This window comes from Microbulbifer flavimaris, from assembly GCF_001641755.2.
In the GTDB taxonomy this organism is placed as follows: Bacteria; Pseudomonadota; Gammaproteobacteria; order Pseudomonadales; family Cellvibrionaceae; genus Microbulbifer; species Microbulbifer flavimaris.
Window position 1 is genome coordinate 314593 of sequence record NZ_LRFG02000005.1, and the last position, 18873, is coordinate 333465.

Consider the following 18873-nt stretch of genomic DNA (forward strand, 5'->3'; position numbering starts at 1 on the left):
CGTGGCGAAGAGGCGGTATCAGCGAAGTTGAAGAACCCGACAGTGGCGGCGGGCCTCCTGGGCCAAATCTGCGGGCAGCTTCTCCGCTGTCGTGCCGCGCTTTTGTTCACGCCAGTGGGAGCAGAGCGCAACGTGATCCCCAGTCTTGACGGTTTGCCGCAGTTCAAACCAGGGATCGGTTCTGGCCAGTGCTTCCCCCGCATACTCCTGCCAGCTGGCGAGGGCTTTGATTTCTGAGCTTGTAGTGACAGGGTGCGATGTCCCTGACGGAGTCAGGGCGCCGAGGTATTGGGCCGGATGAATCAGCAGGACGGCAATGGCGAATGCCGCGCAACCGCTTGCAGCCTTTGACACCCAGGGGTACTTCTGGCGGGTGGCCCTGAATGATCGAGCCTGCTGCAGTACCCGTTCATCCAGAGTGTGTGGTGACTGCATAGCCGCTGCCGCTAGCTGGTAGTCTCTTTCGCAGACACTCATAGTCTCACCTCTTCCACTTGCCAGGGTTGGCGCTCTGGCCCATGTAAGATCTCCCGCAGCCGGTCCTTTCCCTGCTGGTAAAGCCCCCGACATTTTTTGAGCGAGATGCGCTCTATGTCGGCAATGGTCGCCAGCGGTAGGCGGCATTCCATATGCAGCAAGACGATATTGCGCTCGATTCTCGGCAACTGTTGCATCGCAGCGAGCAGTGCGCTGGATTCACCCGGAGCCATCCTGGCTGCTTCGGCTAACGGACTCTCTCCCGGTTCCCCGTTGTGCTCGGTGTCAGCTGCAGTGGCGCTCTGTGTCAGTAGCTGGCTTGCGCGAATAAACAGCCAGTTCCGCAACAGACGGCCACAGAGTTCCGGTGGACGCTCGAGCAGGCTGTGCCAGAGCTGCTCCAGGACGGTGGATGCCGCAGAAAAGTTCATTTGCGCGCAGTAGCGATAGAGACTGTCTTTATGGCGGCTGTATAACTGCCGGAAGGCCCGAAGATTTCTCGTCGAGTGGTAGTAATCGAGCAGCGCCTCGTCCGAGAGGTTTTGAAACGCATTTCTGGTCAAACTATCACGCCTCCGTGCGCAAAGGTTTTTGGCTCGAACTGCGTTGCTAGGGGACCCCACCTCCAACGGTCCACTCACTTCACAGTGGTTGGTACCTCAGCCAGAGACGGTCAGATCAATTTTTGGCGGGCGCTCCTACAGCATGGGACGGCGTCGCACTAGCGGCGTGAATCCCGGCCATCCTTGACCGTCTCGCCCTTGACCACTTTCTCCCCGCCGCTCTTCCCGGTATCACTGCCCGCTGGATTCGCCTTCTGGCGGGACAGATAGAGTGCGAACAGCCCGAGGAGGATTTCGTCGATGAATGGTAGCGGGTCAATTACGAATAGATTGACGAGAAACAGCGCACAAATCCACTTGAAGAGACGTGGGCGCTCCAGTCTTTCCGCATATCCGAGGAACCAGCCAACCAGGGTACTGGGCAGCACTCTTTTCATCGAACGGCTCTTGTCTCTGGTCTGATGAGTATAGTTGTTGTCGAAGGAGGGCCTCGGCAGGTGAGTGCGCGGCGACGCCAGATTTCATGACCGGTACGTTTGTGTGATTGCCGTGCACACGCCGGATCAGGCGGAGTGCGGGCGCTCCGGCTCCAGTGGGAGCGGCAACTGCTCTGGTCCTTCTTCGGCGCGCAGATCTTTGAGTTTGACCCCGAGCCCCAGAAGGCGGATGGGGCCCTGGCGCCGTTCCCAGCTCTGCCTCAGTAATTGCTTGAATTCTGAGATGCGGGTGGAGTGGCTGGCCCGCTCCTGGGTGCTGGTAGAGAAGTCGGCATATTTGACTTTCACGGCGGCGCCACTCACCTGGTACCGGGCACTGAGGCCTTCGAGCCGCTCCTGTAAACGACCGTAGAGGAAGGGTAGCTGCTCTTCCCAGTCGGCGATATCGGGCAGGTCTTCACTGAAGGTTCGCTCGACGCTGACGCTCTTTCTCGAGCCGTCTCCATTGACGGGTCGGTCGTCCTCGCCTCGGCACAGCTGGTAAAGGCGACTGCCGAATTTGCCGTAGCGCTGTACCAGTTCGATCTGGGTAAAGTTGCGTAGATCGGCACAGGTGCGAATGCCCTGGCGCTGCATTTTTTCCGCCGTGACACGACCGACCCCGTGGATCTTGCTAACCGGCAGTCTCAATACAAACTCTTCAACCGCTTCCGGCGGAATCACTGTCAGGCCATCCGGTTTACGCCAATCACTGGCAATCTTGGCCAGAAACTTGTTAGGGGCGACCCCTGCAGAGATGGTGATACCCAGACGTTCCGCGACGTGGGCGCGAATCTGCTCTGCAATCAGGGTGGCGCTGCCCTGGCAGTGACCGCTTTCCGTGACGTCGATATAGGCCTCGTCGAGGGACAGGGGTTCTATCCTGTCGCTGTACTCGAGGAAGATCTGGCGGATCTCCGCGCTGACTTCCCGGTATTTCTTCATGTTACCGGGTACTACAATCAGGTCAGGGCAGAGTCGCTTGGCATGCGCTGTCGGCATGGCTGAGCGGACCCCGTAACTGCGTGCTTCGTAGTTGCAGGTGGAAATGACGCCCCGCCGATCGCTGCTGCCCCCCACTGCCAGCGGCCGACCGCGAAGGTTCGGGTCGTCACGCATCTCGACCGATGCGTAAAAGCAGTCGCAGTCGCAGTGGATGATCTTCCTCATGCTGGGATTATATACAGTGCCGCAAGGCGCGGGAACCGCTTTTACCCGCCCTGGTATCGGTACATCAGGGAAAGACAGGTGACTTATGAGCCGGATCTCACTGGTAGAGAGCCCCGCTGACGAGATGTCAGAAGCGGTCTTCGCAGATATCAAGCAGGAGCTGGGCGAGGTTCCCAACTTCTTTCGCGCCTATGCCAATCACCCCGGGTTGCTCAAGGCGAACTGGGAGAAATACAAGGCTGTGATGGTGCACGGCTGTCTGCCCTCACGCCTGAAACAGTCCATCGCACTGGTAATTGCTGCCGATAATCACTGTGATTACAGCATTGCCCGGCACAGCCAGATACTGCAGGAATTGGGTGTAGAGCCCAAGGAAGTGTTGCGCATCCGCACGGATTCGGAACACGCTCATTTTGATGCCAGGGAGCACGCGATTCTGGAGCTTGCCCGCCACGCTAACCTCGATCCTTATAATCATGCCGAGCGCCTGGTTGCCGCTGCGCGGGAGCAGGGGGTTCGGGATGATGAGATTCTGGAGGCCATCGGGGTAATGGAGATGATCACCGGCTTCAATAAATTTATTGAAGTGATGGCTGTGCCGCAGGACTCATAACGCCACTTCTCGTTGGGACGGTAGATTGGATCGACGGTGATAAGGCCGCCTAACAGTTTGCCGGACCATTGGCGGGGGACATTTTTTTCAAGCCCAACCAGACAAGCCGCCCTAGGGCGACTTGTTGGCAATCCGAAACGCTAGTGGATTTTGGAAGAGATAGAGGACCGTCACGGTCGTTTTCTGCCAAAGATTAGTGCCAGTACGAATAGCACCAGGAACACGAAGAACAATATTTTGGCGATGTCTGCCGCAGCGCCGGCAATGCCGCCGAAGCCAAAGAATGCGGCCACCAATGCCACAACGAGGAATATGATTGCCCAGCGCAACATAGAAGCACCTCCCGATCGTTGGTGAAGGGCACGGTTGGTCCCTAACAGTCCCGCTGGCATACAAAAAAGGGTGCGGGAATTCCTTGCGCTTATTTGTAGCCTGGGAGAACGCTGTTCACAAATTAGCCGGGATTGGTCGAGGAGTTTTTCTAAGCGGAAACGAAACAGGCCGTCGTACGACGGCCTGTCAAGAATAGGAGGGAAGCGTAATCAGCGTTCCAGCTGTTCCAGCTTGCCTTTCTTGCCGTCCCACTCGGCCGCATCCGGTAGCGGGTCTTTTTTCTCGGTAATGTTGGGCCAAACCTCGGCCAGCTCGGCATTCAGTTCGATGAACTCCTGCTGGTCCTCCGGCACCTCGTCCTCGGAAAAGATCGCATTGGCGGGACATTCCGGCTCGCACAGCGCGCAGTCGATGCATTCGTCTGGATGAATCACGAGGAAGTTGGGGCCTTCATAGAAGCAGTCCACTGGGCAGACCTCTACACAGTCGGTGTACTTGCACTTGATGCAGTTTTCCCCAATTACGAATGTCATGACTATCCCTCAGTGCTGCTGTACAGACCGGAGCACCACGCTCCGGCCGAAATTACCAAGCTGCGGATTTTAGCAACTACTGGCGCGAATTGTAGTGGGTTTTGCAGGCAATCGGCCCCGTTGTTATAACAATTTGCGCAGAGCGTATAACTGTTCCAGCGCCTGGCGCGGGGTCAGGTCATCCGGGTCCAGCTCTGTCAGTGCTTCGATGGCTGGATGCGGGGCACTGCCAAACAGGTCCACCTGCAGGGGAGATTCAGTTCCCGCCAACGGGCCTGCGGCCTCAGTGACAGGTTGGCCGAGATCCGCGGCTTTGCTGATCGCGTTGGATGGATCAGCGACCGGGGCCCCGGCAACCTCGATCGAAGCTTCCTGAGATCCGGATTCCAGTGCTTGCAGCCTCTCCCGCGCCTCTTCGAGTACTTCCCTGGGAATGCCGGCCAGTTTGGCCACCTGCAGGCCATAGCTCTTTGAGGCCGGACCCTCCTCGATGCGATGCAAGAAGACGATATCGTCGCCGTGCTCTGTGGCATTGAGATGAATGTTGGCGGCCTCGGGGCAGCGGTTGGGGAGATCGGTCAGCTCAAAATAGTGAGTGGCAAAGAGGGTAAAGGCCCGCACCCGCTCGGCCAGGAAGTGGGCACAGGCCCAGGCCAGGGAAAGGCCATCGTAAGTGCTGGTGCCGCGCCCGATTTCATCCATAAGTACCAGGCTGTTGGCACTGGCATTGCGCAGAATGTTGGCTGTCTCTGTCATCTCCACCATAAAGGTCGAGCGGCCGCCCGCCAGGTCGTCGGCGCTACCAATGCGGGTGAAGATCCGGTCCAGCAGGCCAATGCGGGCACTGTCCGCCGGCACATAGCTGCCCACGTGGGCGAGCAGGGCGATCAGTGCGGTCTGGCGCATATAGGTGGATTTACCACCCATGTTGGGGCCGGTGATGACCAGCATGCGGCGGTCGTCCCGCAGCGCAATGTCGTTGGCCACAAACGGTTCGTCCAGCACCTGCTCCACGACCGGGTGGCGCCCCGCATTGATATCGAGCCCCGGTTCTTCGCCGAGCACCGGGCGGCACAAGCGCAGATTGTCGGCGCGCTCGGCCAGGCAGGCCAGTACGTCGAGTTCCGATACGCCGGCGGCGGCGCCCTGAAGCTGGGCCAGGAATTCGTTCAGCTGATTGATCAGCTCTTCATAGAGGGCTTTTTCCCGGGCGAGTGCGCGGCTCTTTGCTGACAGCGCCTTGTCCTCGAACTCCTTCAGTTCCGGGGTGATGAAGCGCTCGGCGTTTTTCAGTGTCTGGCGGCGGATGTACTCGGCCGGGGCCTTATCGCTCTGGCCACGGCTGATCTCGATAAAGTAGCCGTGGACCCGGTTGTAGCCGACCTTGAGAGTGGGGATGCCGGTGCGCTCTTTCTCCCGCTGCTCCAGTTGTACGAGGAAGTCGCCGGCGTTCTCACTGATCGCGCGCAGCTCATCCAGCTCGCTATCGTAGCCCTCGGCAATGACGCCGCCATCGCGAATCACCACTGGCGGGTTTTCCACGATGGCCCGTTCCAGCAGTGCGACGGTCTCCGGCCATTCGCCGACCTGTTCGCCCAGGTCGGCCAGCAGGGTCGCCTGTGTCTGGTCGAGTAGCTGCTGGATCTCCGGGAACTGTGCCAGCGATTGACCCAGCCGGGCCAGGTCCCGGGGCCGGGCGGAGCGCAGGGCCAGACGGCCGAGGATACGTTCCATGTCACCGACGGGTTTGAGAGACTCGCGAAGCGGTTCGAACTGGTAGCCGTCGATGAGGGCGGCAATGGCATCCTGACGTTGCTGCAGGGTGGTGAGCCTGCGCAGCGGGTTATTGAGCCAGCGGCGCAGCAGGCGGCTGCCCATGGCGGTCTTGCAGCTGTCGAGTACCGACAGCAGGGTGTTTTCGTCACCCCCGCTCAGGTTCAGGTCGATTTCCAGGTTGCGCCGGCTGGCGCCATCCAGCGCAACTGTTTCCTCGCTGCTCTCCGCCTGCAGGCTGCGGATATGCGGCAGCTCTGTGCGCTGCGTGTCGCGAGCATATTGCAGCAGGCAGCCGGCGGCGATGATGGCGGCATGCATGTGGCTGCAGCCGAAGGCCTCCAGGTTCAGGGTGCCGAACTGGCGGTTGAGCAGGCTGTTGGCAGACTCGAAGTCGAACTCCCACGGCGCACGGCGGCGCAGTCCGGGATGCCGCTGGATCTCTGCCGGCAGGTCGAGATCCTCTGCCGCCAGCAGTTCGGCGGGGGCGTGGCGCTGAACCTGTTCGGCCAGGCCATCGAGGGTATTTACCTCCTGGACAACAAAGCGGCCGGTGGCCAGGTCCAGCAGGGCCAGACCGTATTGATCTCCGACCCGGGAGGTGGCAGCGAGCAGGTTATCGCGGCGCTCATTCAGCAGTGCCTCATCCGTTACTGTGCCGGGTGTCACGATGCGGACCACCTGGCGCTCCACTGGCCCCTTGCTGGTGGCCGGGTCGCCGATCTGCTCACAGATGGCCACCGAAACCCCTGCCTTGATCAATCGCGCCAGGTAACCCTCGGCGGCATGATAGGGAATGCCCGCCATCGGAATTGGCTCGCCACCGGACTTGCCTCGCGCTGTCAGGGTGACGTCCAGGAGTTCTGCCGCCCGCTTGGCGTCATCGTAGAACAGCTCGTAGAAGTCCCCCATGCGGTAGAAGACCAGCTCCTGGGGGTGCTGGGCCTTGATGCGCAGGTACTGCTGCATCATCGGGGTGTGTTGGGCTTTGGCGCTGGGTGTCGCGGTTGGCGGCATGGGATTACTTCTTGTTGTCAGTTGAGAGGGCTTTGCTGCGGTCTCGGGGAAGGCGCTATTCTAGCGATTCTTATAAGAGAGATTAAGGCGATGAGTACAGACAATCTGCCGCAGCAGATCGCAGAGCGGGCCCGGGCCCTGGGAGAAGAGCTGGAGAAACGGCGCTGGCGGGTTACAACCGCCGAGTCATGCTCCGGCGGTGCGATCGCGGCGGCGATCACCGCAGTGGCGGGCGCGTCCCATTGGTTCGATGGTTCTGTGGTCAGCTATGCGAACCGTATCAAGCGCAATCTGCTGTCGGTCTCCAGGAAGGACCTGGAAGAGCTTGGGGCGGTGAGTGAGGAGGTGGTCCGGCAGATGGCCAGCGGGGTGCTGGGCCTGATGGATGCCAACATTGCCGTGGCCGTCAGTGGTGTTGCCGGCCCGGATGGCGGCACCGACGAGAAACCGGTGGGCACTGTCTGGATCGCGCTGGCGCACTCCGAGGGGCAGGAGCCAGTCGATATCGACGCCCGCTGTTTCCACTTTGACGGCGATAGGGCACAGGTTCAGGGACAGACCGTGGCCGAGGCTCTCGGCATGATGCTCGAGCTGGTGCGGGAGCACCCGGTTTAGCGCTGTGGGCGACTCAAGCGGGGGCTCTCGGGTGACTATCCGGTTACTGGTTGCTTATACAGTAATCCTTCGTTAAGCTTGGCCGCAATCAACAACGATCAAGTACACGGGAAGGGTCATGGATTCCAACAAAGACAAGGCACTGCAGGCGGCGCTGTCTCAGATCGAGCGTCAGTTCGGTAAAGGTACTGTCATGCGCATGGGGGACAAGGAGCGCGAGCGTATCCCCGCGATCTCCACTGGTTCCCTGGGCCTGGATGTGGCCTTGGGCATCGGCGGTCTGCCCCGCGGCCGTATTGTGGAAATCTATGGCCCGGAATCCTCCGGTAAAACCACCCTGACCCTGCAGGTAATCGCCGAGGCCCAGCGCAAAGGCGGTACCTGCGCTTTCGTCGACGCCGAGCACGCGCTGGACCCGATCTATGCCGAGAAGCTGGGTGTGAACGTCGACGAGCTGATCGTTTCCCAGCCCGACACCGGTGAGCAGGCACTGGAAGTGGCCGATATGCTGGTGCGTTCCGGTGCGGTGGACGTGCTGATTGTCGACTCCGTGGCGGCACTGACGCCCCGCGCCGAGATTGAAGGCGAAATGGGGGACTCCCACGTAGGCCTGCAGGCCCGCCTGATGTCCCAGGCTCTGCGCAAACTCACCGGCAACATCAAGAACACCAACACCCTGTGTGTGTTTATTAACCAGATCCGGATGAAGATCGGTGTGATGTTCGGCTCGCCGGAGACCACCACCGGTGGTAACGCGCTCAAGTTCTACTCTTCTGTGCGCCTGGATATCCGCCGCATCGGCTCAGTAAAAGAAGGCGATGAAGTGGTGGGCAACGAGACCCGTGTGAAAGTGGTCAAGAACAAGGTGGCGCCACCCTTCAAGCAGACCGAGTTCCAGATCATGTACGGCCAGGGTATCAACCTGCTGGGCGAGATCATCGACTATGGCGTCAAGCACGGGCTGGTAGACAAAGCCGGTGCCTGGTACAGCTACAAGGGTGACAAGATTGGCCAGGGTAAGGCCAACGCGGTGAAGTTCCTGAAAGAGAACCAGGACATTCGCGATGAGATCGAAGGCCAGCTGCGCGCGCAGCTGCTCGGTGATCTGGTTCCCGCTACTCCCGAGCAGGCAGAAGAGACTCCGGAAGGCTAAGTGTTTTCCGAGGGTTCCCCGGCTCAGGCGCTCTTCAGCGCAGCGCTTGAGCTGCTCTCCCGCCGCGAGCACTCCCGCCGTGAACTGCGGGAGAAGCTCAGTGGCAAATTCCCCGACGCCGATTTCGATGCCCTTTTCCTGCGCCTGCAGGAGCTCAACTATCAATCCGACCAGCGCTTTGCCGAGCTGTTTGCCCGCTCCCGCGTTCAGCGGGGCCAGGGGCCACTGCGGATTCGCCGGGAACTCCAGCAGCGGGGTGTTAGTGCCGATCTGATTGAGAGGGCACTGGAACTGCTGCAGGAGGACTGGTTTCAGCTGGCGGCTGAGTTGCTGCAGCGGAAATTCCGGGGTCCAGTAAGCGAGGCCCTGCCCCGGGAGCAGCAGCTCAAGGAGCGCGCCCGCCGCCAGCGCTATCTCGCCTATCGCGGCTTTCCCTCAGATGCCATTCACTGGGCGCTGGACGCCGCTGCCACCGACTTATACTCTCAGTTCTGACTTCTCCCCGTTTGCGCGGGAGCACCGCCGGGCCGGTTTTACAGCGGGCTGGCGGCGTGTCGGATAACGATAAGTACAAGTAGCGCGAGGCCCCTATGATCCTGTCCATCGACCAGGGCACCACCGGCACCACGGCCTTTGTCTTCGATAAAGAGGGCAACCTTCTGGGCCGCAGTTATTCTGAATTCTCCCAGTATTACCCTCAGCCCGGATGGGTGGAGCACCGCGCCGAGGAGATCTGGTCGGTGACACAGCGGGTCAGCGCTGCCGCATTGGAGCGGGCTGGCGTATCTGCCACGGAGCTCTCCGCTATCGGCATCACCAACCAGCGTGAAACTACCGTGCTCTGGGATCGCAAGACGGGTGAGCCGGTGCATCCGGCCATCGTCTGGCAGTGCCGTCGCTCTGCAGGGGTCTGCAAGGCGCACGAAGGCGCTGGCCGGGCCGATTGGCTCCGGCAGAAGACGGGATTGGTTCTGGACGCCTACTTTTCTGCCAGCAAGCTGCAGTGGTTATTTGAGCGTCATCCTGAACTTGCCGCCCGTGCGAGGGCCGGTGAACTCTGTTTCGGAACCATCGACAGCTGGTTGATCTGGAAGATGAGTGGAGGTCGAGCCCATCTCACCGATCATACAAACGCCAGTCGCACGCTCCTATATGACCTGGCCAGCGGGGATTGGGATGCCGAACTGCTGGACTTGTTCGACTGCCCTGCGGAGATCTTGCCCTCGATACGGCCGTCCGCTGGATACTTTGTCGATACCGATCCCCGCTGTTTCCTCGGTGCTTCAGCACCGATCACCGGCGTCGCTGGCGACCAGCAGGCTGCGCTTTTCGGTCAGGGTTGCACCCGACCGGGACTCATCAAGAACACCTATGGTACCGGTTGCTTCATGCTGGCCTATGCCGGCAGCGAGCGTCCCGAAGCACCGCCGGGTCTGCTGACGACTGTGGCTTGTGGCCCGGACGGCGCACCCGCTTTTGCCCTTGAGGGAGCGGTTTTCAATGCCGGGTCTGCAGTGCAGTGGCTGCGTGATGAGATGGGCCTGATCCGTTATGCGGAAGAGACGGAAGCCATTGCCCACCGGGTGCAGGACACCCGCGGCGTCTATCTGGTGCCAGCCTTTAGTGGGCTTGGGGCACCGCACTGGGATCCCACTGCGCGGGGAACCATCTGTGGCCTCAGCCGCGGCACCGGCAAAGAGGAGCTGGTGCGGGCCACGCTGGAATCCATCGCCTACCAGAGCAATGAGCTGGCTGGGCTGATGTCCCAGGCGCTGGATGTTCCACTTGCCTGCCTGCGCGTGGATGGCGGGGCCAGTGCCAATAATTTCCTCATGCAGTTTCAATCCGACATTTCCGATGTCCGTGTCGAGCGTCCGGTCCAGGTCGAATCGACGGCGGTGGGGGCTGCGCTGCTGGCGGGAATCGGAGCAGGACTCTGGCAGCCTGGCAAGAGGCCGGAGTCTCTCCAGGAAGTCGAAAGAGACTTCGTGCCGCAGATGGACACAGGGCGCAGGGAAGAATTGATCAGTGGCTGGCAACGGGCTGTCAGGGCTTGCCGCACCTTTTGAACGGGAGCGCCTATCCTCAGTTCAGGATGGAACAGGAGGAATGATTATGTCGGTAACCGAAGAGTTACAGGCCACAATCGCGGACATGGTCGACGGCCGCCGCGGCATTCTGGCGGCGGACGAAAGCAGTGGCACCATCGCCAAGCGTTTCCAGTCAGTGGGGGTGGAGTCCACGGAGGAGCATCGGCGCTTCTATCGCAGCTTGCTATTGACGACCGAGAACCTCGGGCAATACGTCAGCGGCGTCATTCTGTTTGAGGAGACGCTCGGACAGCGGGACGATGGCGGAACGCCACTGCCGCAGGTGGCTGCTGATGCGGGAATCGTGCCCGGTATCAAGGTGGACAAAGGTAAGGGCCCACTGCCGGGGGCACCGGGCGATATGATCACCTACGGCCTCGATGGTCTGGCAGAGCGGCTTCAGGGCTACAAAGAACAGGGGGCACGTTTCGCCAAATGGCGTGAAGTCTACCCTGTCAGTCCGACCAACCCGACGGCGCTCGGGCTCACCGCCAACGCGGAGATGCTGGCCCGCTACGCAGCGGTTTGTCAGTCCTGTGGTGTGGTGCCGATTGTGGAGCCGGAGGTTTTGATGGACGGTGACCACAGCATCGAGCGCAGTGCAGAAGTCAATGAGCAGGTCTGGGAGGCGGTGTTTCACGCGCTGCATCGCCACGGTGTGGCACTGGAGCTGATGCTGCTCAAGCCGAGCATGGTCACTCCTGGCAGTGAGTGCGCCAAGGCACCACCGCAGCAGGTGGCGGAATACACGTTGCGGGCCTTGCGCCGGGCTGTCCCTGCGGCTGTGCCGAGTATCAATTTCCTGTCGGGAGGGCAGGGCCCGGAGGAGGCCACGGCCAACCTGAATGCTCTCAATCAGCTCTGGCAGACGCCCTGGCAGCTCAGCTTCTCCTACGGGCGCGCGCTGCAGGAGCCGGCTCTGCACGCCTGGTCCGGCGCTAGTGACCAGAAAAGCCAGGCCCAGGGGGCGCTGCTGAAGCGGGCCCGGCTCAACCACCTGGCGATGCTCGGGGAGTACACCGAGGGACTGGAGGCCCGGAGCGCGGACTAATGCCGGGCTGATGGGGCTCGCAATACGGGCGCTCCCGTGCCACTGTGCACAGCAATAACAATGAAAGGGCCCACTTGAACGATGGGCTTGTGGCTGGGCGACAGCTTCTGCCGCCCGGCCTGCTTGCCGATAACAACAGCAGAGATGAGAGAAGGGGGTAGGGATGCAGTTTCTTTCCCGGGGTGAACAGCTGCACTTCCGCCGCTGGTGGGTCGAGGGGGCTCTGGGGACGGTTGTCGTCTCCCATGGTCTGGGTGAGCACAGCGGTCGTTACCGACGGCTGGCAGTAGAGCTCAATCGCAGCGGCTTTAGTGTTTACGCGCTTGACCATGCCGGCCACGGCCTTTCTACCGGCCGCCGTGGGCATGTCGATGACTTTGCTCGTTACAGCACACACCTGCACGACTTTGTCCGTCTCGTGCGACGGGACAATCCCGGTCGTCCTGTGCACCTCTTTGGCCACAGTATGGGTGGCTTGATCGCCTGCGGTTGTGTCCATCGCTTTGGAGGCGTGGACAGCCTGCTGCTGTCGGCGCCGGCGTTCCAGGGCAGTGCCGAGCCCGCCGGTCTCGAACTGAGCTTGATCCGTATGCTGGGCCGATGGCTGCCATCTTTGTCCCTGCCAAACCGGGTGAATCCGGACTGGTTGAGTCACGATGCCGAAGCCGTTGGCGCTTACCGGCAGGATCCGCTGGTTCACCGGCGTATCACCCCAGCCTGGTTTCTGGCGTTTCTGCGCGAGCGGAGGCATCTGTTGGCCGCTGCCGGCGAGATCACAACCCCGTGCCTGATGTTGCTGCCCCGCGGGGATCGAATCGTGGACAGCGCCGTTGCCGAGCGTTTCTTCGAGTCCCTCGGCAGCCCCGAGAAGACACTCCATGGCGTTGCCGGCGCTTACCATGAATTACTGAATGAGCCGGATCACAGGAGCGAAGCCGTGAGTCAGATTCTGGAGCATCTGCGCCAATACGCCTCGACGACCTCTTCGAGCCTGGAAGCAGTCCGGGAAGCCTGATGCCCTGCGGGCGGCAGCTGTCGTGAAAACGGCGCATATCCGTTGTACTATACGCGGTCATTTTGGGCCGCTGTGGCCATTTTGTGGAGTTTGGGTGCATGGATAAGAAACTGCTCAGCCTGCTGGTCTGTCCGGTCAGTAAGGCCCCGCTGGAATATAAAGAAGAGACCCAGGAGTTGGTCTGCAAGGCCAGTGGGCTCGCCTATCCCATTCGGGACGGGATTCCCGTGATGCTGGAATCCCAGGCCCGGCAGTTGACCACTGAGGAAAAGCTGGAGAAATAACCCGTGTCCAAGCCCAGTGTCTTTAGCCGCATCATCGCAGGAGAGGTGGAGGCAGACCGGGTCTTCGAAGATGAGCAGTGCATCGTGATCCGGGATCGGGCGCCCAAGGCGCCCACGCATCTGCTGATCATTCCCAAAAAGCCGCTGGTCAATCTCCTCGACGCCGGGGCGGAGGACAAACCTCTGCTGGGACACCTCCTCTGGGTGGCCGCTGAGATGGGCCGCCGGCTGGAGCTGGACGGGTATCGCCTGGTGATGAATAACGGCCCGGATGCGGGGCAGACGGTCTTCCACATGCATATTCACCTGCTGGCCAACCGCAAGATGCGCGAGCAGGACCTGGCCGAATAGGGCTCCGGCCCGCGCGGCAATCACCATTCAAACATTCAATTAACGAGCTGGAATTACGCTGGATGAAAAGCGCAGAGATACGCGAAGCCTTCTTGAATTACTTTGCCGAACAGGGTCATACCGTGGTGCCCTCCAGTTCGCTGGTCCCCGGCAATGATCCCACGCTGCTCTTTACCAATGCCGGTATGGTGCAGTTCAAGGACGTTTTCCTCGGGCAGGAAAAGCGACCCTACACGCGGGCGACCAGTTCCCAGCGCTGTGTGCGGGCAGGCGGCAAGCATAATGACCTCGAAAACGTGGGCTACACCGCACGTCATCACACCTTCTTCGAAATGCTGGGCAATTTCAGTTTCGGCGACTACTTCAAGCGCGAGGCGATTCAGTTCGCCTGGAACTTCCTGACCAAGGTGTTGGGGCTGCCCGAAGAGCGTCTCTGGGTGACGGTTCACATCAGTGATGACGAGGCGGCGGATATCTGGCTGAAGGAAATGGGCGTGAGTGCTGACCGCTTCTCCCGCCTGGATGAGGACAATTTCTGGCAGATGGGCGATACCGGTCCCTGTGGGCCCAGCTCCGAAATCTTCTACGATCACGGCGAGGATGTGCCGGGCGGCCCTCCCGGTTCTGACAACGATGACCTGGACCGCTACATCGAGATCTGGAACCTGGTTTTCATGCAGTTCGAGCGCTCCGCCGATGGTGAGCTGCATCCGCTGCCCAAGCCCTCGGTCGATACCGGTATGGGGCTCGAGCGCATTGCGGCGGTGATGCAGGACGTGCACTCCAACTACGAAATCGACCTGTTCCAGGCGCTGCTGAAGGCGGCTGGCAAGATCGTCGGCTGCGATGACCTCGAAAACAAATCCCTGCGGGTGATCGCTGACCACATCCGCTCCTGCTCCTTCCTGATCGCCGACGGGGTTATGCCGTCTAACGAAGGTCGGGGTTTCGTACTGCGGCGGATTATTCGCCGTGCCGTGCGCCACGGCCACAAGCTCGGCCACAAAGAGATTTTCTTCCACCGGCTGGTGGAGGCGCTGGCGGAGCAGATGGGTGATGCCTATCCGGAGCTGCGGGAGAAGCAGTCGATCATCGAAAAAGCGCTGCGCAAAGAAGAAGAGCAGTTTGCCAAGACCCTCGATAAGGGCATGGCCCTACTGGAGGATGCGCTGGAGTCACTGGAGGGCAGCGAGATTCCCGGTGAGCTGGTATTCACCCTGCACGATACCTACGGCTTCCCGACGGACCTGACCCAGGACATCGCCCGCGAGCGCGGGTTGTCCCTGGATATGGCCGGTTATGAGGAGGCGATGGAGGCCCAGCGCCAGCGTGCCCGTGCCGCGGGCAAGTTCAAACAGGATTACACCGGCGCTCTCGAACTGGAGGGCAGTACCGAATTCCTGGGCTACGAGGCCACCAAAGCCAGTGGCAAGGTACTGGCGATCCTCAAGGGCGCGGAGCAGGTTGATCGTCTGGAAGAGGGCGAAGAGGGTGCGGTAGTGCTCGACCGGACACCTTTCTATGCCGAGTCCGGTGGCCAGGTCGGTGATTGTGGTTATCTGCAGGTGGATGGCGGACGCTTCGAAGTGGCGGACTGCACCAAGCAGGGCGGCCACCACCTGCACGCCGGCAAGATGTTGCGGGGCGGTCTGTCTGTCGGTGACTCGGTAGAAGCGGAGGTGGCGGCCGATGTCCGTGAATCCACTGCGCTCAACCACTCGGCTACCCACCTCCTGCATGCTGCGCTGCGCAAAGTGCTGGGCGAGCACGTGACCCAGAAAGGTTCCCTGGTGGATTCCGAGCGCCTGCGTTTTGATTTCTCCAATCCCGAGGCGGTGACTGCGAAGCAGCTGCATGCCATCGAAGCCCTGGTCAACGCACAGATTCGTGCCAATACGCCCGTGCAGACGGAAGAGACAGATATCGAGACCGCCAAGCGCAAAGGCGCGATGGCATTGTTTGGTGAAAAGTACGGCGACACCGTGCGAGTGCTGTCCATGGGCCGCGAGGAAGATGGAGACGCTTTCTCGGTGGAGCTCTGTGGTGGCACTCACGTGGCGCGCACTGGTGATATCGGCCTGCTGCGGATTGTGGCCGAGAGCGGTATTGCCTCCGGTCAGCGCCGTATCGAGGCCGTCACCGGCGCCCATGCCCTGGCAATGTTCGACGAAGCGCAGCAGCGCCTGGAGCACGTATCTGCATTGCTGAAGACCCGCCCGGATACCCTGGCGGACAAGGTTGAGCAGCTGCTGACCAACAACCGCAAGCTGGAAAAGGAAATCGCCCAGCTCAAGACCAAGCTGGCCAGCGGTGCGGGCGGTGACCTTTCTTCCCAGGCGGTTGAGGTCGCCGGCCTCAAGCTCCTGGCCACCTCGATTGAGGGGGCTGACCCCAAGTCCCTGCGAGACCTGGCGGACCAGATGAAAAACAAGCTTGGCTCGGGTGTGGTATTGCTGGCAGCGCCGGGGGACGAGAAAGTCGCCCTGGTGGCGGCGGTCACCAAGGATCTCACTGACCGCGTGGCGGCGGGTGACCTGATGCGGTTCGCTGCAGGGAAGCTGGGCGGCAAGGGCGGGGGACGTGCAGATATGGCCCAGGGAGGGGGCACTGATGTATCGGCCCTGCAGGGCATGCTCGCAGAAGTCCCGGCCTGGGTTGAAAGTCAGCTCAACTAGTTAAATTGGGTCAAGTTGGCGGAAAATGCTATTTGGCAAGTTGATTTCAGCCGATTTTGGTGATTTAGTGCGCGGCTTGCGCTGAATAGCCTGCCCCAGAAGCTGCCGTGTGGTGAGCTTCTGGGGCTTGCCGGCTCTCCGTCTCAATCGTGCCCTGGCTTGTTGCAAGCCAACTGCGCCGGGGCGCGGCATTCCCAGCATCTAACAGCCATACGGAGTAGAGCGGCGCGGCACCTGACCGTGTTAGCAGTAAGGAAACACAGAAACCCATGAGTTTGTACGTCCAGAAATACGGCGGCACCTCTGTCGGCTCTATCGAGCGGATCGAGGCTGTTGCAGACAAGGTGGCTGCGTTTCGGGCCAAGGGCCACGACATGGTGGTCGTGCTGTCCGCCATGAGTGGCGAGACCAACCGCCTGATTGAGCTTGCCTACCAGATTCAGGAGCGCCCGGATCCCCGTGAGATGGATGTGCTGGTGTCGACGGGTGAGCAGGTCACCATCGCTCTACTCAGCATGGCGTTGAAAAAGCGCGGATACGATGCCTGTTCCTATACCGGCGGACAGGTCAAGATTCTTACCGATAACGCCCACACCAAAGCCCGCATCCAGCAAATTGATGTGGAGCGCATGCGCCGTGACCTGGACGCTGGCCGGGTAGTGGTCGTGGCAGGATTCCAGGGCGTCGACGGGGATGGCAATATCACTACCCTGGGTCGCGGCGGTTCCGATACCACCGGGGTTGCGCTGGCGGCGGCACTGGATGCGGCAGAATGCCAGATTTACACCGATGTGGATGGCGTCTACACCACTGACCCGCGGGTGGTGGATAGCGCGCGGCGACTGGACCGTATCACTTTTGAAGAGATGCTGGAGATGGCCAGCCTCGGCTCCAAGGTGTTGCAGATTCGTGCGGTCGAATTTGCCGGCAAGTACAAAGTACCCCTGCGGGTGCTCTCAACCTTTGAGGAAGGTGAGGGCACGCTGATCAGTCTGGATGAGGAAGACAACGAGATGGAGCAACCTGTCGTTTCCGGTATTGCCTTCAACCGCGATGAGGCAAAGCTGACGATCCGTGGCGTGCCGGACAACCCGGGGGTGGCGTGCCGGATTCTCGCGCCAATTGGCGCCGAAAATATCGAAGTGGACGTTATCGTCCAGAATATCAGTGCGGTCGATGGCACCACGGATTTTACCTTTACCGTCCACCGCAATGATCTGAACAAGGCGCGTGAGGTACTTCAGCGAGTGGCTGACGAGCTGGGCGCGCGTGAAGTGGTCTCCGATGACAAGATCGCCAAGGTCTCAATTGTCGGTGTGGGTATGCGCTCGCACGCCAATGTGGCGAGCCGCATGTTCAGTGCCCTGGGCGAGGACAATATCAATATTCAGATGATCACCACGTCTGAGATCAAGATTTCCGTGATCATCGATGAGCGGTACCTGGAGCTGGCCGTGCGAGCCCTGCACAGCGAATTCGAGCTCTCAGAGCCCCGTAAGGTGCAGCAGGGGCAGTAGAATCTATAACCAGAACTAAGGCGAGCGCAGTCTGACCATAGCGATTCGGTCATTTGGCGTGGAGTCCGACCTATTGAGATTTTGATCCGCTGGTCAATAATGAATAGGGAGATGGGCAGTTTCGACCTTTTTGCGCCGCCATCCGGTTATGATGACCATTAGCGCAGCCATGGGAATGTTCCGCTGCGCTCTCACAGGATGACCAAGGAGAAGTAGCCAATGTTGATTTTGACCCGCCGGATTGGCGAGACGCTGATGGTAGGTGACAACGTCACTGTGACCGTGCTCGGCGTCAAGGGGAATCAGGTTCGGATAGGCGTAAACGCGCCCAAGGAAGTAGCGGTGCACCGGGAGGAAATCTACCAGCGCATTCAACGCGAAAAGCAGTCCTCTGACAGCGGGGAGGGGGAATAACCCCCACCCGCTACAAGTGGTTGCTGAAAAGGCCGGTCAGACCGGCCTTTTTCGTTTTGGGGCGGTCAGAAAAGCGGGCGCAGCTGGGCTGCCCAAGAATTGACCGCTGCTTTGCAAAAAGCCAAAAAGTTATTGATTCCCCATTGATTTTTGTCTCGCCGTTGGTATTATGCCGCTCTCTTTCGGGGGGCAGCCTAACGGCTCCCAGAGAAAGCAGACAAGGTGAGATGGCCGAGTGGCTGAAGGCGCGCCCCTGCTAAGGGCGTATGGGTTAACACTCATCGAGGGTTCGAATCCCTCTCTCACCGCCATATTGAACAAAGGGCCTCGCAGAGCGGGGCCTTTTGTTGAAAAGGGCCGGAGAGGGTGAGAACCCTGAAGGGTTCGAGTCGAAGGCGCATGGCGCCGGAGACCAGCTAGCGAAGCGAAGCTAATCCCTCTCTCATCGCCATCTTTAAAAACACCCTCTTTCGAGAGGGTGTTTTTTTTGGCCTCAAGCCAGGTTGTTGGTGAGGTCAGCGTCTCTGTAAGGGCTGGGTAACTGAGTTACAAAAAGTACTTGCAGGGGGGGAGGAGGCCGCTATAATGCGCGCCACTTCGAAGGGGCTTCCGCTAGTCCCGCAGGGTTGGATCAGACGCTTTCGGGCATCGCATCCAGCACTGTAAAAAGCCTTCAAAAAAGGCTTGCCGCGGAGAGGCGGTTCGCTATAATGCGCGCCCCTCACGAGCTGCCGGAGACGGTGGTTCGGGGTT

Annotated in this window: 19 protein-coding genes and 1 tRNA gene; 13 read left to right on the forward strand and 7 right to left on the reverse strand. The window is 60.4% G+C overall.

Annotated features, from left to right (window positions below; translation table 11 throughout):
- Nucleotides 1–18 precede the first annotated feature (18 nt).
- From AWR36_RS14190 to dinB, 4 genes are all read right to left on the reverse strand, one after another.
- Nucleotides 19–477: a hypothetical protein gene (locus AWR36_RS14190; RefSeq protein ID WP_067086241.1), complete on the reverse strand. Its 459-nt coding sequence runs from the start codon at nt 475–477 to the stop codon at nt 19–21.
- Nucleotides 474–1040 (reverse strand): RNA polymerase sigma factor, encoded by a 567-nt coding sequence (locus AWR36_RS14195; protein ID WP_067086243.1) that lies wholly within the window; start codon nt 1038–1040, stop codon nt 474–476. The genes AWR36_RS14190 and AWR36_RS14195 overlap by 4 nt, the downstream gene beginning before the upstream one ends.
- A 158-nt stretch (nt 1041–1198) precedes the next feature.
- The gene (locus AWR36_RS16155; RefSeq protein WP_067086246.1) at nt 1199–1477 is read right to left on the reverse strand and encodes a DUF6116 family protein; all 279 of its coding nucleotides are present in this window, start codon (nt 1475–1477) and stop codon (nt 1199–1201) included.
- A gap of 126 nt (nt 1478–1603) precedes the next feature.
- Entirely contained in the window at nt 1604–2686 is a 1083-nt protein-coding gene (dinB, locus tag AWR36_RS14205; protein WP_067086248.1) for a DNA polymerase IV, read from the reverse strand.
- Nucleotides 2687–2771: 85 nt separating this feature from the next.
- Here dinB and AWR36_RS14210 point away from each other — a divergent pair, with 85 nt between their 5' ends.
- Nucleotides 2772–3299: a carboxymuconolactone decarboxylase family protein gene (locus AWR36_RS14210; protein ID WP_067086250.1), complete on the forward strand. Its 528-nt coding sequence runs from the start codon at nt 2772–2774 to the stop codon at nt 3297–3299.
- A gap of 170 nt (nt 3300–3469) precedes the next feature.
- Here AWR36_RS14210 and AWR36_RS14215 read toward each other — a convergent pair whose 3' ends face one another.
- The 3 genes from AWR36_RS14215 to mutS form a co-directional block, all read right to left on the reverse strand.
- Nucleotides 3470–3631, reverse strand: a complete 162-nt coding sequence (locus AWR36_RS14215) for a DUF1328 family protein (protein ID WP_082679624.1) — start codon at nt 3629–3631, stop codon at nt 3470–3472.
- Nucleotides 3632–3841: 210 nt separating this feature from the next.
- Nucleotides 3842–4165: a ferredoxin FdxA gene (gene fdxA, locus AWR36_RS14220; RefSeq protein ID WP_067086252.1), complete on the reverse strand. Its 324-nt coding sequence runs from the start codon at nt 4163–4165 to the stop codon at nt 3842–3844.
- A 123-nt stretch (nt 4166–4288) separates the two neighbouring features.
- Nucleotides 4289–6955, reverse strand: coding sequence for a DNA mismatch repair protein MutS (gene mutS, locus AWR36_RS14225; RefSeq protein WP_067086257.1), 2667 nt, complete (start codon nt 6953–6955; stop codon nt 4289–4291).
- A 90-nt stretch (nt 6956–7045) separates the two neighbouring features.
- On the opposite strand from mutS, the gene AWR36_RS14230 reads away from it, so the two are divergent.
- The 12 genes from AWR36_RS14230 to AWR36_RS14285 all read left to right on the forward strand — a co-directional run bounded on the left by AWR36_RS14230 (nt 7046) and on the right by AWR36_RS14285 (nt 18431).
- Nucleotides 7046–7570 carry a CinA family protein gene (locus tag AWR36_RS14230; RefSeq protein WP_067086260.1) on the forward strand — a complete coding sequence of 175 codons (525 nt, stop codon included), beginning with the start codon at nt 7046–7048 and terminating at the stop codon, nt 7568–7570.
- 118 nt (nt 7571–7688) lie between these two features.
- Nucleotides 7689–8723: a recombinase RecA gene (recA, locus tag AWR36_RS14235; RefSeq protein WP_067086264.1), complete on the forward strand. Its 1035-nt coding sequence runs from the start codon at nt 7689–7691 to the stop codon at nt 8721–8723.
- On the forward strand, nt 8724–9218 hold the full coding sequence (locus AWR36_RS14240; RefSeq protein ID WP_067086279.1) for a regulatory protein RecX: 495 nt from the start codon (nt 8724–8726) through the stop codon (nt 9216–9218).
- Between the two features lie 95 nt (nt 9219–9313).
- Nucleotides 9314–10792 (forward strand): glycerol kinase GlpK, encoded by a 1479-nt coding sequence (gene glpK, locus AWR36_RS14245; RefSeq protein WP_067086285.1) that lies wholly within the window; start codon nt 9314–9316, stop codon nt 10790–10792.
- Nucleotides 10793–10838: 46 nt separating this feature from the next.
- Nucleotides 10839–11864 carry a class I fructose-bisphosphate aldolase gene (locus AWR36_RS14250; protein ID WP_067086287.1) on the forward strand — a complete coding sequence of 342 codons (1026 nt, stop codon included), beginning with the start codon at nt 10839–10841 and terminating at the stop codon, nt 11862–11864.
- Nucleotides 11865–12027: 163 nt separating this feature from the next.
- A complete protein-coding gene (locus AWR36_RS14255) occupies nt 12028–12879 on the forward strand; it encodes an alpha/beta hydrolase (protein WP_067086289.1) in 852 nt (283 codons plus the stop codon).
- 98 nt (nt 12880–12977) lie between these two features.
- On the forward strand, nt 12978–13163 hold the full coding sequence (locus AWR36_RS14260) for a Trm112 family protein (RefSeq protein WP_067086292.1): 186 nt from the start codon (nt 12978–12980) through the stop codon (nt 13161–13163).
- Nucleotides 13164–13166: 3 nt separating this feature from the next.
- The gene (locus AWR36_RS14265; protein WP_067086295.1) at nt 13167–13514 is read left to right on the forward strand and encodes a histidine triad nucleotide-binding protein; all 348 of its coding nucleotides are present in this window, start codon (nt 13167–13169) and stop codon (nt 13512–13514) included.
- Between the two features lie 62 nt (nt 13515–13576).
- Complete coding sequence (gene alaS / locus AWR36_RS14270) at nt 13577–16189, forward strand: alanine--tRNA ligase (protein WP_067086298.1); 2613 nt, start codon at nt 13577–13579, stop codon at nt 16187–16189.
- Nucleotides 16190–16458: 269 nt separating this feature from the next.
- Nucleotides 16459–17706, forward strand: coding sequence for an aspartate kinase (locus AWR36_RS14275; RefSeq protein ID WP_067086300.1), 1248 nt, complete (start codon nt 16459–16461; stop codon nt 17704–17706).
- 219 nt (nt 17707–17925) lie between these two features.
- Entirely contained in the window at nt 17926–18120 is a 195-nt protein-coding gene (csrA, locus tag AWR36_RS14280) for a carbon storage regulator CsrA (RefSeq protein WP_067086302.1), read from the forward strand.
- A 221-nt stretch (nt 18121–18341) separates the two neighbouring features.
- Nucleotides 18342–18431, forward strand: a tRNA-Ser gene (locus AWR36_RS14285).
- Nucleotides 18432–18873 lie beyond the last annotated feature (442 nt).